Origin of the sequence: Blastococcus sp. VKM Ac-2987 (genome assembly GCF_026967805.1) — a bacterium.
Classification (GTDB): Bacteria; Actinomycetota; Actinomycetes; order Mycobacteriales; family Geodermatophilaceae; genus Blastococcus.
Genome location: NZ_JAPVBG010000002.1, coordinates 1,262,767 through 1,283,012, shown reverse-complemented (window position 1 = coordinate 1,283,012; position 20,246 = coordinate 1,262,767). Strand labels below are relative to the sequence as shown.

The following is a 20,246-nucleotide window of genomic DNA, read 5'->3' as shown; positions in this document are numbered from 1 at the left end:
TCGGCCGCGCGCTGGACCGCCGGCGCCCCGCCGACCCGTGACGGCGGTCACGCGCGGCCGGCCGACCGTAGCAGCCGCGCCCGGCCGTCACGCGATGTCGGCGAGCTTGGTGCGCAGGTGCAGGACGGCCTTGGTGTGCAGCTGGCAGATCCGGCTCTCGGTGACCCCGAGGACGCGGCCGATGTCGGCGAGGGTGAGCCCCTCGAAGTAGTAGAGGGAGACGACGACCTTCTCCCGCTCGGGCAGCTGCTCGACGGCGCGGGCCAGCAGCTGCCGGGCCTCCCCGTGCTCGGCCATCGCCTGCGGGTCGAGTGCGGAGGGGTCGCGCAGGGTGTCGCCCAGGCGCGGGGAGCCGCCGTCGTCGTCGGTGAGCAGTTCGTCGAGGGCGACGACGTTGACCAGGGACAGCTGGCCGAGGAACTTCCGGATGTCCTCGACGTCCATGTCCATGGCGTCGGCGACCTCCTCGTCCGACGGCGTCCGGTGCAGCTTGCTCTCCAGCTCGGCGACGGTGCGCTCGAACAGGCGGGCCTTGACGCGGACCGACCGCGGGATCCAGTCGGTGTTGCGGAGCTCGTCGATGATGGCGCCGCGGATGCGCGACATCGCGTAGCTCTCGAACTTCACCTCACGGGTGGGCTCGAAGCGGGTGATGGCGTCGATGAGGCCGAACGTGCCGTAGGAGATGAGGTCGGCCTGCTCGACGTGGGCGGGCAGGCCGCTGCCGACCCGGCCGGCGACGTACTTGACCAGCGGCGCGTAGTGGAGGATCAACCGGTCACGCAGGGCGGGGTCCCGGCCGTCGACGTACCGCGCCCAGAGGTCGTGCAGCAGCGCATCGGCGTCCTCTCCGGACTCGTCGATGCGGCGGATGGTTGCCTCAGACACGGTGGCGCTCCTCGGTCGTGCTGCGCGGGCACCGTCCGTGGTCCCGCGTGGTCATGACTGCCGTCGTCCGCTCCGCGACCCGGCCGCCGCGCTCAGGCACGCGGGTGCGCCTGGGCATGGACAGCACGGAGCCGTTCGACCGTCACGTGCGTGTAGATCTGCGTCGTGGCGAGGCTAGCGTGGCCGAGCAGCTCCTGGACGGACCTCAGGTCCGCGCCGCCCTCCAGCACGTGCGTGGCGGCGGAGTGCCGCAGCCCGTGCGGTCCGATGTCCGGCGCCCCCGGGACGCCGGCCGTCGCGGCGTGCACCGTGCGCCGGGCCTCCCGGGCGTCCAGGCGGCGGCCGCGCAAGCCCAGCAGGAGCGCCGGCCCGGAGTCGGGCGTGGCCAGCGCCGGCCGGCCGCGGGTGAGCCAGCTGTCCAGCGCACGCTCGGCCGGCACCCCGTACGGCACGCTGCGCTCCTTGCGGCCCTTGCCGAACACCCGCAGCAGCCGGCGGCCGCGGTCGATGTCGTCGACGTCCAGCCCGACGAGCTCGCTCACCCGGATGCCGCTGGCGTAGAGCAGCTCCAGGACGACGGCGTCGCGCAGCCGGACCGGCTCCTCCTCCCCCGCGGCTGTCTCGACCAGCGCGCGGGCCTGCTCGGGCGCCAGCACGTCGGGCAGGGTCTTGTGGGCCTTGGGGCTGACCAGTCGCTGGCCGACGTCCTCGGGGGTGAGCCCGGAGCGGCGGAGCCAGGCGGTGAACGACCGGGCGGCCGAGGCGTGCCGGGCGGTGGTCGACCGGCCGTGCCCCCGGGTGCGGCCCTGGGCGAGCCAGCTGCGGAGGGTGGCGAGGTCGAGCTCGTGCGGCTGCGTCCCGCTGCGCCGGGCGAGGTGGTCCAGCAGCCGGGCGACGTCCCCGACGTAGCTGCGGACCGTGTTCTGCGACAGGTCGCGCTGCCCGCTCAGGTGCTCCTCGTAGCCGGCCAGCGCCTCGGCCAGCGCCGGGGGCAGCCCGGCGCGGACCTCTGCGGTGCTGGGAGTCGCCACGGGGGCACGGTCCGTCGGCGCCAGGCGCCGGTCAAGGCGCCGCGCCGGGACGCGTCGGCGCCAGGCCGGGGCCGGGGCCGGCCGATGCGACGGTGACGTCGCGGTGATGTCGCGTTCGTAGCGTCGCCGGATCGGGACATGCCTGCACCCCGCTGAGGTGATGAGTCGTGAGACGGCACGCGCACTCCCGGATCGCCGCACTCGCTGCCGGCCTCCTCCTCACCGTTCCCGCCTGCGGCGGCGCAGGGGACGTCGGGTCGGACGACCAGGCCGAGGAGCAGGAGACCGCCACGGTGACGGAGCCGACCGAGTCCTCGCCGAGCGGGGACGGTGATGAGAACGGCGGCGGCGACGGGAACGGCGGAGACGGCAACGGGAACGGCGGAGACGGCAACGGCGGCAACGGCGGAGACGGGAACGGCAACGGCGGCAACGATGACGACGACGGGTTCAGCTGGGTGCCCTGGGGGCCCGCGGACCCGGGCGATCCGCCGCCCTTCCAGTGGTACGGCTCGCTGGAACGACGCGACTGCGCCGGTCTGCAGAGCTCCGTGGCGGACGTGGAGGGCAGGGAGCTGTGGCGTGCGCTCACCGCGGTGTGCCTCGCTGCGGTCGACGGGGACGCGAGCCAGTGGGAGGTCGCCGAGGAGCAGGCCGCTGCCGTCGACGACGCCGACGACGGCGGGTGCCTGGACGAGGCGGCCCGCGCGCTGCTCGAGCGGGCCCTGGCCTGGCACCGGGAGCACCCGGGTCAGCAGCCGGAGGTCGTCTTCCCCGCACCGGGCAGCGCGACGGCGTGCCCCTTCGAGATCACGCAGGTCCAGCCTGCGCAGGGGCCGGTCACCGGCGGCACCACCGTCGTCCTCGTCGGCCGGGGGATCGACGAGCCGACCGAGATCCTCTTCGGGACGACGGTTGCCGAGGTGACCTCCGAGGGCTCCGGCGAGAGCAGTCCCGTGGAGGAGGCGATCGAGGTCCGCCTGCCACCTGCCGACGAGCCCGGCCCGGTCGACGTCCGGCTGCGCAACCGGGCAGGGGAGGTCACGGCGCCTGCACCCTTCACCTACCTGACAGACGAGGGCGGCGGCTCTCCGCCGTCGGAGTCCTCGGCTCCCGAGTCGTCCGGGAGCGGGACGGCGGACGACCCGACACCCTCGTCATCGGACCCCTCCGACACCTCGGACCCGTCGCCTCCGGGCTCGCCCGCGTCATCGGCCGCACCGACGTCCCCGAACTGACGACCCCGCGATGACCGAGACGGCTGGGGAGCGGCCCCCGTCCGGCGCGACCGCCGCTGCACCTCTCGCCGCCACGGCGTCGACCGCTCCCGGCCCGGCACCCGGAGCGCGCTCGGGAGCCTCCCCTCCGCCGGCGGCGGACGAGTCGCCGTTGCGGTCCTCGCTGTCCGTGCTGACCACGCTGGGACCGCCGGTCACCGTGGCGGGCGCGCTGATGCTCTACTACGGCTGGGCACGAACCGACCAGCAGGCACGGGCCATGGGTCTGGACGTCAGCCTCTTCGGCTACACCACCCAGGACTACGTCCTGCGCAGCGTCAGGACCCTCTACCTGCCGCTCCTCGTGCTCGGCGTGCTGGCGCTCGGCTGGCTCACCGCCCAGCAGAGCGTGAACCGGAGGCTGCTCCGACCAGGACCGCACCGGCGGATCCTGCTGGCCGGCTGGACGATCCTGGGCCTCGGGCTGTCGATCGCTCTGCTCACCCTCGCCGTCGGCATCAGCCGCAACCGCCCACCGCTGCTGCTCCCGCTCGCCATCGCCGCCGGGGTGGCCGCGGCCGCCTACGGCGGGTCCCTCGTCCGGGCCGCCAGGGGCACGGAACGCGATCCGGCACCTCCCTGGCAGCGGGCTCTCCGCACACTGCTCGTCAGCGCCGTCGTGGCCCTCGCGCTGTTCTGGCAGCTGTCGGACTTCGCCGGGGCCATCGGGCGGGGCTACGCCGACGAGGTCGCCGCCTCCGTTCCGGCGCTGCCGCGAGCCACGGCCTACAGCCCGGTTCCCCTGGGCATCCAGGCGCCGGGGGTGGTGGAGGAACCGATCGACATCGACCCGTCGGCAGCCGAGGCGCCGGGGGCGGCGCGCTACCGGATCACGGGCCTCCGCCTGCTGACCCAGTCGGGCGGACGCATCTTCCTGCTGCACGACGGTTGGACCCCCGAGACCGGGACGGTGGTGGTCCTGCCGGTCGATGACGAGGTGCGCTGGCAGTTCTCCCGCTGAGGTGCCTGCAGCAACCCGGACCGTCACCCTCATCCCTCCCCCGCTCGCTCCGACCGGGCCAGCCGCCAGCCGGTGCCGGTCCACTGGACGAGGTCGGCGAGCTCCAGCGACGGCAGCACCTTGAGCACCTCCAGGACGTCGCAGCCGGCGATGCTCGCCAGCCGTTCGGGGCCGACCCCGATCCGCACCGGGCAGGCGTCCAGCACCCGGGCCGCGAGGTCGGAGAGCCCGTCCCGCGGGGACGCCGGCCGCTCGACGGGCGGCGCCAGATCGGTGCCGATGCCGCCGACCGCCTCCACGACGTGCGCCGCCGAGGTCACCAGGATCGCGCCGGCCTCCTCGTCGCGCAGCAGCTCGTGGCAGCCCACCGAGAGCGCCGAGGTGACCGGCCCGGGCACGACCATCACCGGCCGGCCGAGCGTCCGGGCGCGCGTGGCCGTCGCCTGCGCTCCCGAGCGGGCCGCCGCCTCGACGACCACGGTGCCCCGGGTGAGGCCGGCGATCAGCCGGTTGCGCACGAGGAACCGGTGCCGCAGCGGCGCGCACCCGGGCGGCCACTCGCTCACCAGCAGCCCGGACTCGGCGATCCGGGCGAAGAGGGCGCCGTGCGCCGCGGGGTACACCCGGTCGACGCCGCAGGCCAGCACCGCGACCGTCGGGACCCCGGCGGCCAGGGCTCCCCGGTGGGCGGCGGCATCGATCCCGTACGCGCCCCCGGAGACGACGGTCCAGCCGCGCTCGCCCAGCTGGTGGCCGAGCTCGGCGGCGACGTGCTCGCCGTAGGCGGAGGAGGCGCGGGAGCCGACGACCGCCACCGAGCGGTCGGTCACCACGTCGAGCCGGGCGGAGCCGCGCACCCACAGGCCCATCGGCGGCACCGGCGCTCGCGTCCGGTCGGACTGGTGCCGCGGTTCGGCGGGCTCCCCGGCCACGGCGACGGTGAGCGCGTGCAGCGGGTAGGCCGGCCACTCGTCGTCCTCCGGGACCACGAAGCGGGCCTCGCAGCGTTCGGCGCGCCGCAGGTCGGCCAGCGTGGCGTCCTCGTGCGCCCGCGCGCCCACCAGCGACCGGACCCGGTCCGGCGCGGTGCCGGCCCGCAGGCGCCGCACGGCGTCGACGGGCCCCACGTCCTCGACGTAGCGCCAGAGGTCGATGGTGCCCGGCTCGACCGCCCGGCTCAGCCATGCCCGTGCACGCCGCACCCCCGGCTGGGCCGTCCCCGGGACGGCGACCGCGCCGGCCGCCTCCTCGAGGTCCTCGTCCAGGTTCATGCCGCGCTCCGCTGGAGCCGCATGCCGAGGGCCTCGGCCACCTCGTCGGGACCGGGCACCGTCCGGCCCGCCAGGTCGGCGAGCGTCCACGCCACGCGGACCACCCGGTCGAAGCCGCGCACCGAGAGCGACCCGCGCTCCAGGGCGCGCTCGGCCAGCCGCAACGACGACCGGGGCACGGCGAACCGCTCGCGCAGCATCCGCCCGGGCACCTGGCTGTTGAGCCCGAGGCCGGTGCCGGCCAGCCGCTCGCCCGCCGCCGCGCGTGCCCGGCGGACCCGTTCGGCGACCACGGCCGTCGACTCGGGCGCGCCCAGCCCGTCGAGCCAGGCGGCCCTCGTGACCGGCGGCAGCTCCACCCGGAGGTCGACGCGGTCGAGCAGCGGACCGGACAGCCGTGACTGGTACCGCCGCCGCTCCAGCGGGCTGCAGGTGCATGCGGTGTCACCGGCGGCGCTCGCGCACGGGCACGGGTTGGCCGCCAGGACCAGCTGCGCGCGGCAGGGGAAGGTCGCGGAGCCGGCCGCCCGGTGGATGGTCACCTGCCCCCGCTCCAGCGGCTGGCGCAGGGTGTCGAGGACCGCCCGCGGGAACTCCGGGGCCTCGTCCACGAACAGCACGCCGCGGTGGGCCCGGCAGAGCGCGCCGGGGCGGATCTGGCCCGAGCCCCCGCCGATGAGCGCCGCCATGGTCGCCGAGTGGTGCGGCGCCTCGAACGTGGGCCGGGTGACCAGCGGCGCGTCCGCCGGCAGGGTGCCGGCGATCGAGTGGATGGCGGTGACCTCCAGGGCCGCCTGCTCGTCCAGCGCGGGCAGCAGGCCGGGCAGCCGCTCGGCGAGCATCGTCTTGCCGGCGCCCGGCGGCCCGCTGAGGAAGAGGTGGTGGCCACCGGCGGCGGCGACCTCGACCGCACGCCGGCCCGCGGCCTGGCCGACGACGTCGCCGAGATCGGCGACGGGCGGCTGCGGGGGCAACGGCCCGCGCTCGTGCGGCCGCAGCACCGCCTCCCCGCGCAGGTGTTCGACCAGCTGGGCGAGGCTCTCCACGGCGAGCACCTCGACCCGCTCGACCAGCGCCGCCTCGGCGGCGTTCGCGGCCGGCACGACCACCTGGCGGTGCCCCGCCCGGGCTGCGGCGAGCACGGCGGGCAGCACGCCGCGGATCGCCCGCACCGACCCGTCCAGCCCCAGCTCGCCGAGCAGCACCAGCCGCTCGACCGCCCGGCGGCGCACCGCGCCCGCGGCCGCGAGCACCGCCGCGGCCAGGGCGAGGTCGAAGCCGCTCCCCTGTTTCGGCATCGACGCCGGGGAGAGCCCGATGGTGATCCGCCGGGCCGGGAACTCACCGCCGGCGTTGACCACCGCCGCCCGCACCCGGTCCACCGACTGCCGCACCACCGCATCGGGCAGGCCGACCAGGACCACCCCGGGCAGACCGGCCGCGATGTCCACCTCCACCTCGACCATCGCCCCCTGGACCCCGGCCAGGCCGACCGACCAGGTGCGTGCCAGCGTCACGAGAACGCCGCCCGCAGGTGCGTCACCAGGGCGGGGCGCTCGGGCCGCACGAGGACGCCGACGACGTCGAACCGCACCTCGGGCGCGTGCTCGTCGTGCGCGGCCAGCCAGCGCTGCGCCAGCACCCGCAGCCGCCGCTGCTTGGCCGGCGTCACCGCCTCGACGGGATGGCCGTAGCCGGTGCCCCGCCGGGTCTTCACCTCGCAGAAGACGAGGGCGTCCCGGTCGCGGGCGACGACGTCGAGCTCGCCCTCACGGCAGCGCCAGTTGCGGTCGAGGACGCGCAGCCCGGTGTCGGTCAGGAAGGCGACGGCGATCCGCTCGCCGCGGGCGCCGAGATCAGTCGTGGGAGGCACTCCCCGACCGTGCCGCGCGGACCCGGCCGGACCCAGGGCCGGCGCTCATCTGTGGACCGCGCCGGCGCCTGTGGACGGGAGACCGGTCAGGGCAGGCGGGGGCCGTCCGGCAGCTCGAGGTCGGGCTTGTCCAGCTCCTCGACGTTGACGTCCTTGAACGTCAGCACCCGCACGTTCCGCACGAAGCGGGCGGGGCGGTACATGTCCCACACCCAGGCGTCGGAGAGCTTCAGCTCGAAGTAGACCTCGCCGCCGGCCTCGCGGACCTGCAGGTCCACGGAGTTGGCCAGGTAGAACCGTCGCTCGGTCTCCACCACGTAGGTGAACTGCCGGACGATGTCCCGGTACTCGCGATAGAGCTGGAGCTCCATCTCGGTCTCGTACTTCTCGAGGTCCTCGGTGCTCATCGGTCCTCGGTGCTCGTCAGGGCTCGGGACGCAGGGCGCATGGCCCCATCATCGACCATGGCACCCGAGCCGGTCAGGTGGGTCGTCCGCGCGGCGTGCGCGTCGCGCGCGCGGGCCACGTTGACGTACCGCATCCGGTGCTCCGGGCAGGGCCCGTGCCGCTCCAGCGCGGCGGTGTGCACGTCGGTGATGTAGCCCTTGTGACCGGCGAAGTCGTACTCCGGCCAGCGCTGGTGCAGGTCCAGCATGATCCGGTCCCGGGTCACCTTGGCCAGCACCGAGGCGGCGGCGACGCACGCGGCCACCCGGTCGCCCTTCCAGACCGCCAGCCCCGGACGGGCGAGCCCGGGCACCGGGAAGCCGTCGGTCAGCACGTAGTCCGGGCCCGGGTCGAGCAGCGAGACGGCGCGACGCAGCGCCTCGATGTTGGTGACGTGCATGCCCCGGGCGTCGAGGTCCTCGACCGGGAGGACGACGACCGACCACGCCACCGCGCGGTCGACGACCTCGCCGTAGACCCGGTCCCGGGCGGCGGCGCTGAGCAGCTTGGAGTCGGCCAGGCCGGGCACCCGCCCCCGCCGTCCCGACGGCAGGACGCAGGCGGCGGCGACCAGCGGCCCGGCGCAGGCTCCCCGGCCCGCCTCGTCGGCGCCGGCGATGGCCTCGAAGCCCCGCCGGCGCAGCGCCCGCTCCATGTCCCAGAGCGCGTCGGGCCGGTCGTCGGCGACCGTGCGCCGGGCACGGACCGCCGGCGCCGAGTGGGTGTGGGTGGGTCGGGCAGCCATCGCGGCACGACAGTACGACGGCGGGGCGACAGCGCGGCCAACCCCCGGACGCACCGCGGGCCGGCCCCCGGGTGAGGGGCCGGCCCGCGGGAGCCGAGGAGGCGTGCGTCAGATGTCGGCGGTCACGTCGGGCTCGGCGGCCCGCAGCGCGTGCGCGCCGCAGGTGCAGCCCGGGGTCCGGTTGGACAGCACCAGGGAGACGGCGTGCGACCGGTCGCGGGCACCCAGCTTGCGCAGGATGGCCTTGACGTGGGACTTGACGGTGTCCTCGCTGATGAACAGGTTGCGGCCGATCTGCCGGTTCGACTGGCCCTGCAGGAGCTCGTCGAGCACGTCCTGCTCGCGCCGGGTCAGCGGCACCTCGGGGGCGAACGGCTTGGCCGCGGGCAGGGCCGACTGCTCGACCCGGCGGATCTGCGGGTCGACGACGACGCGCCCGGCGCGGGCGGCCAGGATCGCCCAGCCGAGCAGCGTCGGGGACGTGTTGACCATCAGGTACCCGCGGATGCCGGCGGCGATCGCCTCGTTGACCACGGCTGGGTCCTCCGAGGTCGCCAGGGCGACGATCGTGACGCGCGGGAAGCGGCGGCGCAGGTCGCGGCAGGCGTTGAGGGTCGCGGCGCGGCCGGCCCCCAGCTCCACCACGACGGCGTCGGGGCGGGCGGTCTCTACCAGCGTGAGGGCGCGGCGCAGTTCGCCGGGGGTGCCCACCGACTGCATGCCGGCGGTCTCGTTGATCATGCTGACCAGTCCCCGACGCAGGACGGGCGCGTCGGCGAGGAGGAGCACACGGGTGATCCCGCGGGCGGTGCTCGCCACAGGTGCAGACACAACAGACTCCGTTTCACTTCCGGGAACGTGCTCTGTCCCCATCGGGAGGGTGAAACGGTTGCTTGAATGCTTTTACAGTCCTTTTTCGGCAATGGCGCGCGACCATTCGCGGTTGTCGCGGATCACATGCGGAACAGCGGAACCATTCAGGGGCCGGTGCGAACCCGCCGTCGTCGCCGCCGCGCCGTCACCGGCACGGCCCCGGCCAGGCCGACCGCGTACGGCAGGACGGCGACGGCTCCCACGGGGCTCGCCGCGCCGCCGGACGGCAGCTCCGGGGCCACCGCGGCGGCCTCGGTGCCCTGGATGTCGGGCGAGCCGAGCAGGCCGAAGCGGTCCAGCGGCCAGACGATGACCGCCGCCTTGCCGATGACGTCGTCGACGCCGATGGTGCCGGCGTACTTGTCGCCCAGGTGCGATCGCGAGTCCGCCGACGCCGACCGGTGGTCACCCATGACCCACAACCGCCCGTCGGGCACCGTCACCGGGCCGAACGCGCGGTTCTCGATCGGGGAGTCCTCGAAGACGTAGGGCTCCTCGAGCGGTTCGCCGTCCACGGTGACCCGGCCCTCGGTGTCGCAGCACTGCACCGTCTGGCCCCCGGTGGCGATCACCCGCTTGACGAAGTCGTCCTCGCTGGGCGGGGCGACGCCGATCGCCCGCCCGAGCCACAGCAGCGACCCGGTGAACCAGTTGTCCGGCTCGTCGACCGAGATCTCCGGCGTCCAGGTGTCCGGCCCGCGGAAGACCACGATGTCGCCGGGCTCGGGCTCGCCGAACCAGTAGGGCACCTTGTTGACCAGCACCCGGTCGCCGGTGCACCCGGTGCAGCCGTGCAGCGTCTGCTCCATCGAGCCGGACGGGATGAAGAAGGCCTGCACGAAGAAGGTCTTGACGACCAGCGCCAGCACGAAGGCGATCAGCAGCAGGACGGGCAGCTCCCGCAGCAGCGAGCCCTTCTTCGCCTGCTCGCGGCGGCTGCGGCGGGAGGACGGCGTGACCCCGGTGTCACGCACGGGCGTCTCGTCGGGGTCCGGTTCCCCCGGAACGACGTCGGCGGGCCCCCCGGGCCGGTCGCTGCTCATCGGGAGCAGCGTACGGCGCGGGGGGCCCGCCGAGATCCAGCCGGTCGGACCGGCTGTCAGGCGTGTCCTCGCAGGAGGTCAGCGCGTGACGACCTCGCGCTTCTCCTTGATCTTGGCGGCCTTGCCGCGCAGCTCGCGGAGGTAGTACAGCTTGGCGCGACGGACGTCACCGCGGGTGAGCACCTCGATCTTCTCGACGACCGGGGTGTGCACCGGGAAGGTGCGCTCCACGCCCACGCCGAAGCTCACCTTGCGGACGGTGAAGGTCTCGCGGATGCCGCCGCCCTGGCGACGGATGACGACGCCCTGGAAGACCTGGATGCGGGAGCGGGTGCCCTCGATGACGCGGACGTGCACCTTGACGGTGTCACCCGGGCGGAACGAGGGGATGTCGTCGCGCAGCGAGTCGGCGTCGAGTGCGTCCAGGGTGTTCATCTCGGCAGTCCTCAGTCTCAGATGGCTCGTTCTCGGTTCGGACAGCGGAACGCCCCGGCTGTCCGTTCCGGGGTGCTGCGGCTCCGGAGCGGAGCTCCCGACGGCCCGGCCGTCGGTCAGCAGCGACTCTCTACTGTGCCACATCCTCAGGCGACGACGCGCGGGGGCCCCGTCCACCGGCCGGCGGCCAGCTCGGCGAGCAGGGCGGCCAGGTCGCCCGGCACGAGGTCCACGCCGCCCGCGACCAGCTCCCCCGGCGTCCACCAGCGATGCGGCTCGTCGGCCAGCAGCTCCAGCTCGGTGAGCGCCCCGGGCACCACCTCGTGCACGACGTCGCGGAGCACGAAGTAGGTCTCGCGGGTGTCGTAGAGCTGTTCGCCGAAGGACCCGACGTGCCGCCGCAGCCAGACCGGCCCCTCCAGCGAGGCGGGGTCGGTGCGCAGCCCGATCTCCTCGGCCAGCTCCCGGACGGCGGCCCCGCGCAGCGTCTCGCCGTCCTCCACACCCCCGCCGGGTGTGTACCAGAACAGCACCTCGCCGGGCGGCAGCGCCGGGCCGGGCAGCCGGGCGCCGAGCAGCAGCACCCGGCCGCCGGGGTCGAGGACGACGACGCGCGCCGTCGTCCTGAGCACCGGCCGCTCACTCACCGGCCAGCGCCGTCCGCTCGGCGTCGGTGAGCGCGTCGTCGGGCAGGGCGGCGAGCAGGTCGGGACGGCGGGCCGCGGTGCGGCGCAGCGACTGCCCGCGGCGCCAGCGGGCGATGCCGGCGTGATCGCCGGAGAGCAGCACCCCGGGCACCTCGTGGCCCCGCCAGGTGGCCGGCCGGGTGTAGGAGGGGCCCTCGAGCAGCCCGTCGGCGTGCGAGTCGAACTCCACCGACTCGCGGTTGCCGACGACGCCCGGGAGGAGCCGGGTGACCGCCTCGGTCATCACCAGCACCGCGGACTCGCCGCCGGCGAGCACGTAGTCGCCGATCGACACCTCGGAGACCGGCCCCGCGTCGGCCGCCCAGTCGGCGACCCGCTGGTCGATGCCCTCGTAGCGGCCGCAGGCGAAGACCAGCCCCGGCTCGGTGGCCCACCCGGCGGCCATCCGCTGGGTGAACGGCCGGCCGGCCGGGGTCGGGACGACGAGCCGGGTGCCGGGCGGGCGGACGGCGTCGAGCGCGCGGCCCCACGGCTCGGGCTTCATCACCATGCCCGGGCCGCCGCCGTAGGGGGCGTCGTCGACGGTGCGGTGCACGTCGTCGGTCCACTCGCGCAGGTCGTGCACGCCGACGCTCACCAGGCCGCGCTCGATGGCCTTGCCGAGCAGCGACTGGCGCAGCGGCGCGAGGTACTCGGGGAAGATGGTGACGACGTCGATGCGAAAGGCGTCGCTCACAGGTCGAGCAGCCCCTCGGGCGGGTCCACCACCAGGAAGCCGCCGGCGACGTCGACGGTGGGCACGATCGCCGACACGAACGGGATCAGCGCCTCGCCGCCCTCCGCGCGCCGCACGACGAGCAGGTCCTGCGCCTCGTGGCGGACCCCCGTGACCTCGCCGAGGACCGAGTCGTCGGGCAGCCGGGCGGCCAGGCCGACCAGCTGGTGGTCGTAGTAGGAGTCGGGCTCCTCGATCTCCGGCAGGTCCGCGATCGGGACCACCAGGAGGGTGTTGCGCAGCTCGTCGACGGCCTCGCGGACGTCGTAGACCGCGCCCGAGGCGTCGGCGAGCTGCAGCAGCAGGGTGCCGCTGTGCCACCGCTTGTCGACGACGGTCAGGGGGCCGCGCTCCGGCGGGTCGGTGGCCAGCACCGCTCCCGGGGCGAAGCGGCGGTCGGGGTCGTCGGTGCGGACCTCGACGGTGGCCAGACCACGGACACCGTGGGGCCGGCCGATCCGGCCGACCACCACGGTGTCGGTGGGTTCGTGCTGTGCTGTCACGTGCCGGCGCCCGGAGGGTTCGTGCTCAGCGCCCGTCGGTGTCGACGACGTCGACCCGCAGGCCCCGTCCGCCGACCCCGGTCATCACCTGGCGCAGCGCCTTGGCGGTGCGCCCGCCGCGGCCGATGACCTTGCCGAGGTCGTCCGGGTGCACCCGGATCTCGAGGGTCTTGCCGCGGCGGTTGGTGAGCAGGTCGACGGTGACGTCGTCGGGGTTGTCGACGATGCCCTTGACCAGGTGCTCGAGCGCGTCTTCGAGCACGTCTTACTCGGCCGGCGTCTCGGCCGGAGCGACCTCGGCCGCGGGGGCCTCGGCAGCAGGCGCCTCGGCAGCAGGCGCCTCGGCGGCGGGAGCGTCGGCGGCCTTCTTCGGCGCCGCCTTCTTCTTGGCGGTGGTCGCCTCCGTGGTCGGCTCGTCCATGCCGGAGCGGACGGCGGCCTCGTACAGGGCCTTCTTGTCCGGCTTGGGCTCGGCGACCTTCATCGGGGCCGGGGCCGGCTCGCCCTTGAACTTCTGCCAGTCACCGGAGACCCGGAAGATGGCGGCGACGGCCTCGGTCGGCTGCGCGCCGACGCCGAGCCAGTACTGCGCACGCTCGGAGTCGACCTCGATGAAGGAGGGGTCCTCCTTCGGGTGGTACTTGCCGATCGTCTCGATCGAGCGCCCGTCCCGCTTGGTGCGGGCGTCGGCGACGACGATGCGGTAGTACGGCGCGCGCATCTTGCCCAGGCGCATGAGCTTGATCTTGGTGGCCACGGTGGGTGGTGTACTCCTCGAACGCTGTGTGGTTGCTCGCCGGAGCGACGTGTGGGGGTACGCCGGGGCGGAGCGATGGACACGTGCGTCAACGGTGAGAGGGCCGCTGAAGCCGTGTTCGACCGTTCATTGTGCCAGACGCCCGGCCGGCCCCGTACCGGGCGCTCGTCAGCCCCGGACGACGGCGACCACGCGGGCCGCCGCGCCGTCGACCGGGATCTCCTCGCGCGCGCCGGTGGCCCGGTCGCGCAGCTCCAGGACGCCCTCTGCCAGGCCGCGGCCGACGGTGACGATCGTCGGCATGCCGAGCAGCTCGGCGTCCTTGAACTTCACGCCGGGTGACACCTTCGGGCGGTCGTCGTAGAGCACCGTCAGCCCGGCGGCGACCAGCTCGGCGGCCAGCCCCTCGGCGGCGGTGAAGATCGCCGGGTCCTTGCCGGTGGCGACGACGTGCACGTCGGCCGGGGCGACCTCGCGCGGCCAGACCAGGCCGAGCTCGTCGTGCGTGGACTCGGCGATCGCGGCCACGGCACGGGAGACACCGATGCCGTAGGAGCCCATGGTGACGGTGACGAGCTTGCCGTTCTCGTCGAGCACCCTGAGATCGAGCGCCTCGGCGTACTTGCGGCCCAGCTGGAAGATGTGGCCCATCTCCACGCCGCGGGCCAGCTCCAGCGGGCCGGAGCCGTCGGGCGCGGGGTCGCCGGCGAGCACCTCGGCGGCCTCGATGACGCCGTCCCAGGTGAAGTCCCGGCCGGCGACGAGGTCGAACACGTGCTTGCCCGGCGCGTTGGCGCCGGTGATCCAGCGGGTGCCGGGGACGACCCGCGGGTCGACCAGGTAGCGGATGCCGGACTCGCTGTCGGCGCCGAGCGCCTGCGGGCCGATGTAGCCCTTGACCAGCGCGGGGTGCTTCTCGAACTCGGTGAACGGCTCGACCTCGGCCGGCGCGACCTGCGCCTCCAGGCGCTTGGCGTCGACGTCGCGGTTGCCCGGCAGGCCGATCACCAGCGGCTCGCGGGTCCCGTCGGGGTGCACGAGCGTGACGACGACGTTCTTCAGCGTCGAGGCGGCGGTGTAGCCGGCGTCGGGGAACAGCTGCCGCGCGACGGCGACCAGCGTCTCGATCGTCGGGGTGTCGGGGGTGTCCTCGACGTGCGCCTCGGGCAGGCCCTCGAGCGGGATCTCGTCGGGGACGACGGTGGTGACCGCCTCGACGTTGGCCGCGTAGCCGCCGGGCGAGCGCACGAAGGTGTCCTCGCCGATCGCGGTCGGGTGCAGGAACTCCTCGCTCCTCGAGCCGCCCATGGCCCCGGACATCGCCGAGACGATCGCGTACTCCAGACCCAGGCGGTCGAAGATCCGGATGTAGGCGTCGCGGTGCGCGGTGTAGCTCTTGTCCAGCCCGGCGTCGTCGACGTCGAAGGAGTAGCTGTCCTTCATCGTGAACTCGCGGCCGCGCAGCAGCCCGGCCCGGGGACGCGCCTCGTCCCGGAACTTGGTCTGGATCTGGTAGAGCGACAGCGGCAGGTCCTTGTACGACGAGTACAGGTCCTTGACCAGGAGCGTGAACATCTCCTCGTGCGTGGGACCGAGCAGGTGGTCGACGCCGCGGCGGTCCTTGAGCCGGAACAGGTTGTCGCCGTACTCGGTCCAGCGCCCGGTGGCCTCGTAGGGCTCCTTGGGCAGCAGCGAGGGGAAGTGCACCTCCTGCGCGCCCATCGCGTCCATCTCCTCGCGGACGATGCGCTCGACGTTGCGGAAGACGCGGAAGCCCAGCGGCAGCCAGCTGAACCCGCCGGGAGCGGCCCGCCGGATGTAGCCGGCGCGCACGAGCAGGCGGTGGCTCGGGACCTCGGCGTCGGCCGGGTCGTCCCGAAGGGTCCGCAGGAACAGGGAGGACATCCGCAACAGCACGCCAGGAGTGTCCCAGGCCCGCCGCAGCGGTTTCCCGACACGTCCACCGGGCGGGCCCCGGACCTGGCACGACCGCGGAGGCGGCGGCCGTCCCCTCCTGCCACGGGCCCCGGCGAGCAGCGTCGAGTGGCTACGATCGGGCAGGTCAGAGGCGCATCGACACACCCCCCGCCGCGGGGCCGATCCCGGGAACGAGGTAGTCCGTGGGCCGAGACCGCCAGCACGACGACCGCGCCGGCCGGCCGCTCCCCCCGCGGCTCGACCCGCGGGCCGGCGTGCCGCCACGTGCCCGCGCCGGCTCGAGCGCCGCCGGGCTGCGACGGCGGGACCCCCGCCGACGCCTCGTGGTCGGCAGCCGGGTCCTGGCCGGCGTCCTCTCGGCGCTGCTGCTCGCCGGCTCGGGCTGGGGCTGGTACCTCGGGCAGGTCGCCGACGCGACGGTGAACCGGACCGACGCCATCCCCGCCGACGGCAACGAGGACAGCGGGGACGCCAGGGAGGCGATGAACCTGCTGCTGGTCGGCAACGACAGCCGCAGCAGCCTGACCGACGAGCAGCTGGCCGAGTTCAACGCCGGCACGGACTCCGGCATCAACACCGACACGATGATCCTGGTGCACGTCCCCGCCGACGGGTCGCGCGCCTCGTTCGTCTCCTTCCCCCGCGACTCCTGGGTCGAGATCCCCGGCCACGGCGAGGACAAGCTCAACGCCGCCTACGCCTACGGCTACGCCGCGGCCGACGACGCCACGGACGAGGCGGCCCGCCAGGCAGCCGGCGCACAGCTGCTGGTCCGGACCATCAGCCGGCTCACCGGGCTGCAGATCGACCACTACGCCGAGGTGGACCTGCTCGGGTTCTTCGAGCTCAGCTCGGTCGTGGGCGGCGTCGAGGTCAACCTCTGCGAGGCCGTCGACGACCGCGAGTGGTCGGGCGCGGTCTTCCCGGCCGGCCCGCAGACGATCAGCGGCGCCGACGCGCTGAAGTTCGTCCGCCAGCGCCACGGACTGCCCGGGGGCGACTTCGACCGCATCGTCCGCCAGCAGGTGTTCATCGCCGGCGTGCTGCGCAAGATGCTCTCCGACGACGTGCTGCTCGACCTGGGCAAGCAACGCGAGCTCGTGCAGGCCGCCGCCGAGTCGCTCACCGTGGACGAGGACCTGAACCTGCTCCAGCTCGCCGAGCAGATGCAGTCGGTCACCACGGGCAGCATCGAGTTCCAGACCGTGCCCAACCTCGGGATCGACCGGGAGGGCAGCGCCTCCATCGTCCGGCTCGAGGACGAGGCGACCCTGCGCCAGTTCTTCGCGCAGCTGTCGGCCGCACCGGAGGACGCCGCACCGGAGGACGCCGCACCGGAGGACGCCGCACCGGCGGACCCCGTGGACCCCTCGGAGGTGGCGGTCGCCGTCTTCAACGGCTCGGGGACGGGCGGGCTGGCGGCCGAGGCCCAGGCCGACCTCGAGGCCGGCGGCTTCACGGTGGCGTCCACGGGCAACGCCGACTCCGCCGACTACGAGCAGACCGAGATCCGGCACGCCGCCGGCGACGAGGCCCTCGCCGCCACGCTCGCCGCCGCCGTCCCCGGAGCTGTCACGCGGCTCGTCGACGACGCCACGCCGGGCACCGTGCAGCTCGTCCTCGGCGGGGACTTCAACGGCATCGGGGAGGCCACCGACGCCCAGCCGCCGGCGGACCCCGCGGCGGGCGAGGACGCCCGCACCGCCGCCGACACCGGCTGCATCAACTGACCGCCGCCGCTCCGGGGCGGCGGGCGTTCAGCCGACCAGGCGGCCGCGGAGGATCGTCCGCTGCGGTCGCCGCAACGCGTCGAGGTCGGCGCGCGGATCGGTCCCGTAGACGACCACGTCGGCGGTCGCCCCCTCCTCGATCCCGCGCAGCCCGAGCCACTCGCGCGCCCGCCAGGAGCCGGCGGCCAGCGCCGCCTCCGCCGGGATCCCGGCCGAGCACAGCGCCCGGATCTCGTCGGCGATGACCCCGTGGTCGATGCCGCCGCCGGCGTCGGTGCCGGCGAACACCGGCACCCCCGCCTCGTAGGCGGCGCGGACGACCGCACCGGAGTTCGCGTACAGCCGCCGCATCGTGCTGGCGTAGCCGGGGAACTTCTTCTCCCCCGCCGCCGCGAAGCCCGGGAAGTTCTCCACGTTGACCAGCGTCGGGACGACGGCGGTGCCCCGGCGGGCCATCTCGGCCAGGAGGTCCTCGGTCAGCCCGGTGCCGTGCTCGATGCAGTCGATGCCGCCCTCGATCAGCCCCGGGAGCGCGTCGGTGCCGAAGGTGTGCGCGGTGACCCGCGCGCCCTCCTCGTGCGCGGCCGCGATCGCCGCCGCGAGCACGTCGGCCGGCCACTCGGGCGCGAGGTCGCCGACCGAGCGGTCGATCCAGTCGCCGACCAGCTTCACCCAGCCGTCACCACGGCGGGCCTGGATCCGGGTCTGTTCGACGAGGTCCTCGGGCTCGATCTCGACGCCGAGCCCGGGGATGTAGCGGCGGGTGCGGGCGATGTGCCGCCCGGCCCGGATGATCGTCGGCAGCTCAGGGTCGCCGTCCAGCTCACGGGTGTCCACCGGCGAGCCGCAGTCGCGCAGCGCGAGCACCCCGGCGTCCCGCTCGGTGAGCGCCTGGGTGCGCGCGGAGGCGATGTCCTCGACGTGCCCACCGCCGCGGGCGATGCCCACGTGGCAGTGCGCGTCGACCAGCCCGGGGAGCAGCCAGCCGTTCCGGCTGACCGTCTCCGCGCCCGGTACCGGCTCGAAGGTGAAGCGGCCGTCGCGGACCCAGACGTCGCGGTGCTCTCCCTCGGGGAGCACCACCCCGGAGAGGTGGAGCGACGGCAGCGCGCTCACCGGCCGGGCCGCTCGTCCTTGAACTGGTCGAAGTTCAGCTTGGTGAGGTCGGGCAGGCCCTGACCCGGGGGCAGCCCCGGCATCCCGCCGCCGCCGAAGGGGTTCGCCCCACCCGGGAAGCCGGCGCCGGGCGGGAGGCCGGGCGCGCCCACCGGCCGCCGGGCGGGACCGCCCTTGCCCTTCCCCTTCTTCCCCTTGCCCTTCTTCGACTGCGCCTGCATCTGCCGGCCGCGGGCCTTCTTCGACATGGGGCCCATGCCCGGCAGGCCCATGCTGCCGGCCATCTGGCCCATCATCTTCTGCGCCTGGGCGAACCGCTCCAGCAGCCCGTTCACCTCGGTGACGGTCACCCCGGAACCGTTTGCGATGCGCACCCGCCGCGACGCGTTGATGATCTTCGGCTCGACCCGCTCCTGCGGGGTCATCGACCGGATGATCGCCGCGGTGCGGTCGAGGTCGCGGTCGTCCACCTGGGCGAGCTGTTCCTTCATCTGGTTCGCGCCGGGCAGCATGCCGAGCAGGTTCGCGATCGGCCCCATCTTGCGGATGGCCATCATCTGCTCGAGGAAGTCCTCGAGGCTGAAGCCCTCGCGCGAGGTGAGCTTGCCGGCCATCTTCTCGGCCTGGTCGGCGTCGAAGGCCTGCTCGGCCTGCTCGATGAGGGTCAGCACGTCGCCCATCCCGAGGATGCGCGAGGCCATCCGCTCGGGGTGGAAGACGTCGAAGTCGGTGAGCTTCTCGCCGGTGGAGGCGAACATGATCGGCTGCCCGGTCACGTACCGGACCGAGAGCGCCGCGCCACCGCGGGCGTCACCGTCGAGCTTGGTCAGGACGACGCCGGTGAAGCCGACGCCCTCCTGGAAGGCCTGCGCGGTGGTGACGGCGTCCTGACCGATCATCGCGTCGACGACGAACAGCGTCTCGTCCGGCGTGACGACGTCGCGGATGTCCGCGGCCTGCCGCATCAGCTCGGCGTCGATGCCGAGCCGACCGGCGGTGTCGACGACGACGATGTCGTGCATCGTGCGGCGCGCGTGGTCGATCGAGTCGCGGGCCACCTGCACCGGGTCGCCGACGCCGTTGCCCGGCTCGGGCGCGAAGACGTCGACACCCGCCTGCCCGGCGACGATCGACAGCTGGTTCACCGCGTTCGGGCGCTGCAGGTCTGCCGCGACCAGCAGCGGGGTGTGCCCCTGCGACTTCAGCCAGCGGCCGAGCTTGCCCGCCAGGGTGGTCTTACCGGCACCCTGGAGACCGGCCAGCATGATCACCGTCGGCGACTGCTTGGCCAGCCGGATGCGGCGGGTCTCGCCACCGAGGATCTGGACGAGCTCCTCGTTGACGATCTTGATGACCTGCTGCGCCGGGTTCAGCGCCTGGGAGACCTCGGCCCCGCGGGCGCGCTCCTTGACCGCGGCGATGAAGGCCCGCACCGCCGGCAGCGCGACGTCGGCCTCCAGCAGCGCGATCCGGATCTCGCGTGCGGTCGCGTCGATGTCGGCGTCGGTGAGCCGACCCTTGCCCCGCAGGCCGGTGAAGACCTTGTCGAGGCGGTCGGAGAGGGTCTCGAACACAGCACGTCCTCGTCACAGCTCGTGGCGCGGCCCGCCGGTCCGACGACCGGCGACACGGCGACGGGCCCGGCCGTGCCGATCCCTCGCGCCTCCTGGGCCCAGCGTATCCACCCACCTCCCCGCACGGGCGCCGCCGCGGGCGTCCCCCCCGGCCACCACCGGCGACGGGTCGGCCCGCCGCGCCGCCATCCGGAGGGGTCCGCAGCGCGACGCCGGGACATTGTCCGAAGCTAGTTTCGCGAGTAGGATTGCCGGTCAACACCGGCCGACCGTGCTGCGGCCGGATGGGGAGGAGTCCTCGTGTCCGATGTCCTCGCTTGGGCGGCCCTCATCCTGGTGATCGGGCTGCTGGCCCTGCGCAC

The 20,246-nt window shown here is 74.4% G+C and carries 21 protein-coding genes; 3 read left to right on the top strand and 18 right to left on the bottom strand.

The genetic code is table 11. The features are described 5' to 3' along the window. Positions 1 to 87: 87 nt before the first annotated feature. Positions 88 to 888: an RNA polymerase sigma factor WhiG gene (gene whiG / locus O2W17_RS15120; protein WP_269193241.1), complete on the bottom strand. Its 801-nt coding sequence runs from the start codon at positions 886 to 888 to the stop codon at positions 88 to 90. Positions 889 to 980: 92 nt separating this feature from the next. After that, positions 981 to 1,919 (bottom strand): tyrosine recombinase XerC, encoded by a 939-nt coding sequence (locus O2W17_RS15115; RefSeq protein ID WP_269193240.1) that lies wholly within the window; start codon positions 1,917 to 1,919, stop codon positions 981 to 983. Between the two features lie 167 nt (positions 1,920 to 2,086). Here O2W17_RS15115 and O2W17_RS15110 point away from each other — a divergent pair, with 167 nt between their 5' ends. Beyond that, a complete protein-coding gene (locus tag O2W17_RS15110) occupies positions 2,087 to 3,157 on the top strand; it encodes an IPT/TIG domain-containing protein (protein WP_269193239.1) in 1,071 nt (356 codons plus the stop codon). Positions 3,158 to 3,308: 151 nt separating this feature from the next. Continuing rightward, positions 3,309 to 4,157, top strand: a complete 849-nt coding sequence (locus O2W17_RS15105; protein ID WP_269193238.1) for a hypothetical protein — start codon at positions 3,309 to 3,311, stop codon at positions 4,155 to 4,157. Between the two features lie 29 nt (positions 4,158 to 4,186). On the opposite strand, the gene dprA is transcribed toward O2W17_RS15105, so the two are convergent. The 14 genes from dprA to O2W17_RS15035 form a co-directional block, all read right to left on the bottom strand. Continuing rightward, the gene (gene dprA / locus O2W17_RS15100) at positions 4,187 to 5,428 is read right to left on the bottom strand and encodes a DNA-processing protein DprA (protein ID WP_269193237.1); all 1,242 of its coding nucleotides are present in this window, start codon (positions 5,426 to 5,428) and stop codon (positions 4,187 to 4,189) included. Continuing rightward, complete coding sequence (locus O2W17_RS15095; RefSeq protein ID WP_269193236.1) at positions 5,425 to 6,945, bottom strand: YifB family Mg chelatase-like AAA ATPase; 1,521 nt, start codon at positions 6,943 to 6,945, stop codon at positions 5,425 to 5,427. Before O2W17_RS15095 ends, dprA begins: the two co-directional genes overlap by 4 nt. After that, on the bottom strand, positions 6,942 to 7,301 hold the full coding sequence (locus tag O2W17_RS15090) for a YraN family protein (RefSeq protein ID WP_269193235.1): 360 nt from the start codon (positions 7,299 to 7,301) through the stop codon (positions 6,942 to 6,944). Before O2W17_RS15090 ends, O2W17_RS15095 begins: the two co-directional genes overlap by 4 nt. Positions 7,302 to 7,387: 86 nt before the next feature. Then, entirely contained in the window at positions 7,388 to 7,708 is a 321-nt protein-coding gene (locus tag O2W17_RS15085; RefSeq protein ID WP_135146486.1) for a DUF2469 domain-containing protein, read from the bottom strand. Continuing rightward, positions 7,705 to 8,493, bottom strand: a complete 789-nt coding sequence (locus tag O2W17_RS15080) for a ribonuclease HII (protein WP_269193234.1) — start codon at positions 8,491 to 8,493, stop codon at positions 7,705 to 7,707. Before O2W17_RS15080 ends, O2W17_RS15085 begins: the two co-directional genes overlap by 4 nt. Before the next feature lie 108 nt (positions 8,494 to 8,601). Then, positions 8,602 to 9,324 carry a LuxR C-terminal-related transcriptional regulator gene (locus O2W17_RS15075; protein ID WP_269193233.1) on the bottom strand — a complete coding sequence of 241 codons (723 nt, stop codon included), beginning with the start codon at positions 9,322 to 9,324 and terminating at the stop codon, positions 8,602 to 8,604. Between the two features lie 146 nt (positions 9,325 to 9,470). Continuing rightward, positions 9,471 to 10,409 (bottom strand): signal peptidase I, encoded by a 939-nt coding sequence (lepB, locus tag O2W17_RS15070; RefSeq protein WP_269193232.1) that lies wholly within the window; start codon positions 10,407 to 10,409, stop codon positions 9,471 to 9,473. A 78-nt stretch (positions 10,410 to 10,487) separates the two neighbouring features. After that, complete coding sequence (rplS, locus tag O2W17_RS15065) at positions 10,488 to 10,844, bottom strand: 50S ribosomal protein L19 (RefSeq protein WP_269193231.1); 357 nt, start codon at positions 10,842 to 10,844, stop codon at positions 10,488 to 10,490. Between the two features lie 146 nt (positions 10,845 to 10,990). Further along, complete coding sequence (locus O2W17_RS15060) at positions 10,991 to 11,491, bottom strand: NUDIX hydrolase (protein ID WP_269193230.1); 501 nt, start codon at positions 11,489 to 11,491, stop codon at positions 10,991 to 10,993. After that, complete coding sequence (trmD, locus tag O2W17_RS15055; RefSeq protein ID WP_269193229.1) at positions 11,484 to 12,227, bottom strand: tRNA (guanosine(37)-N1)-methyltransferase TrmD; 744 nt, start codon at positions 12,225 to 12,227, stop codon at positions 11,484 to 11,486. Before trmD ends, O2W17_RS15060 begins: the two co-directional genes overlap by 8 nt. Further along, entirely contained in the window at positions 12,224 to 12,769 is a 546-nt protein-coding gene (rimM, locus tag O2W17_RS15050; protein WP_269193228.1) for a ribosome maturation factor RimM, read from the bottom strand. Before rimM ends, trmD begins: the two co-directional genes overlap by 4 nt. A gap of 25 nt (positions 12,770 to 12,794) precedes the next feature. After that, positions 12,795 to 13,031, bottom strand: coding sequence for an RNA-binding protein (locus O2W17_RS15045; RefSeq protein ID WP_269193227.1), 237 nt, complete (start codon positions 13,029 to 13,031; stop codon positions 12,795 to 12,797). Positions 13,032 to 13,034: 3 nt separating this feature from the next. Continuing rightward, positions 13,035 to 13,526 carry a 30S ribosomal protein S16 gene (gene rpsP / locus O2W17_RS15040; protein WP_269193226.1) on the bottom strand — a complete coding sequence of 164 codons (492 nt, stop codon included), beginning with the start codon at positions 13,524 to 13,526 and terminating at the stop codon, positions 13,035 to 13,037. Positions 13,527 to 13,694: 168 nt separating this feature from the next. Further along, positions 13,695 to 15,443, bottom strand: a complete 1,749-nt coding sequence (locus tag O2W17_RS15035) for a proline--tRNA ligase (protein WP_269193225.1) — start codon at positions 15,441 to 15,443, stop codon at positions 13,695 to 13,697. A gap of 203 nt (positions 15,444 to 15,646) precedes the next feature. Here O2W17_RS15035 and O2W17_RS15030 point away from each other — a divergent pair, with 203 nt between their 5' ends. Continuing rightward, the gene (locus tag O2W17_RS15030; RefSeq protein ID WP_269193224.1) at positions 15,647 to 17,194 is read left to right on the top strand and encodes an LCP family protein; all 1,548 of its coding nucleotides are present in this window, start codon (positions 15,647 to 15,649) and stop codon (positions 17,192 to 17,194) included. A gap of 27 nt (positions 17,195 to 17,221) precedes the next feature. Here O2W17_RS15030 and O2W17_RS15025 read toward each other — a convergent pair whose 3' ends face one another. Then, a complete protein-coding gene (locus tag O2W17_RS15025; protein ID WP_269193223.1) occupies positions 17,222 to 18,310 on the bottom strand; it encodes an amidohydrolase family protein in 1,089 nt (362 codons plus the stop codon). Further along, entirely contained in the window at positions 18,307 to 19,884 is a 1,578-nt protein-coding gene (gene ffh / locus O2W17_RS15020; RefSeq protein ID WP_269193222.1) for a signal recognition particle protein, read from the bottom strand. Before ffh ends, O2W17_RS15025 begins: the two co-directional genes overlap by 4 nt. Positions 19,885 to 20,246 lie beyond the last annotated feature (362 nt).

Excerpts from the sequence above, each read along its gene's own strand:
- dprA (WP_269193237.1), bottom strand. The coding sequence starts at position 5,428 with ATGAACCTGGACGAGGACCTCGAGGAGGCGGCCGGCGCGGTCGCCGTC.
- O2W17_RS15085 (WP_135146486.1), bottom strand. The coding sequence starts at position 7,708 with ATGAGCACCGAGGACCTCGAGAAGTACGAGACCGAGATGGAGCTCCAG.
- O2W17_RS15080 (WP_269193234.1), bottom strand. The coding sequence starts at position 8,493 with ATGGCTGCCCGACCCACCCACACCCACTCGGCGCCGGCGGTCCGTGCC.
- lepB (WP_269193232.1), bottom strand. The coding sequence starts at position 10,409 with ATGAGCAGCGACCGGCCCGGGGGGCCCGCCGACGTCGTTCCGGGGGAA.
- rplS (WP_269193231.1), bottom strand. The coding sequence starts at position 10,844 with ATGAACACCCTGGACGCACTCGACGCCGACTCGCTGCGCGACGACATC.